Origin of the sequence: Brachyspira sp. SAP_772, assembly GCF_009755885.1 — a bacterium.
GTDB lineage: Bacteria > Spirochaetota > Brachyspiria > Brachyspirales > Brachyspiraceae > Brachyspira.
In genome coordinates this window covers 1-551 of the sequence record NZ_VYIX01000339.1, presented here as the reverse complement: position 1 = coordinate 551, position 551 = coordinate 1, and the positions used below count along the sequence as shown (strand labels likewise).

The 551-nt window shown below is 18.7% G+C and carries 1 protein-coding gene; it reads right to left on the bottom strand.

The features are described from left to right. Positions 1-3 precede the first annotated feature (3 nt). Positions 4-551 (bottom strand): hypothetical protein (locus GQX97_RS14395; protein WP_157152368.1); only part of this gene is annotated, 548 nt, incomplete at its 5' end.

The window sequence follows — 551 nt, the reverse complement described above, 5'->3', positions numbered from 1 at the left end:
ATATTATATAATATTTTGCAGCATATTTTTCAAATGATTATTTATAATATTATTTTGTTCATTTTTAAAGAATTTTAATTTTGTACCATCATTTTCTACTTTATTAAATATTTTTTTGTATAAATCCAAAGAATTGTAATTTTCTAAAGTTATTATTCCAAAATGTTCGATATTTTCTTCATCTAAATAATTTACAAATTCTATATATTCATCTTCAATATCTGATGATTTTTCATCTGAAGAATAATCTTTATTAAAAAAATCATTTATCATATTTATAACATTCTGTTCTTGATATATTTCATATAATTTTCCAAATGTTATACCTATTCCTTCAATATGATTCTTCTCTTTCGGATATAATATTTCTATATTTTTAATTGATAATAAATTATCATCTCTATGATCAATACAATAATGAACTATATTTTTCCAATACTCTAATTTATCTAATTTCCCTAATTTTTCTATACTGCTTTGAAATAATTCTTTAAAAATATGATTTCCACCACCTTTTTTATTCCCAAGCATATTTTTTAATTCATTAATTT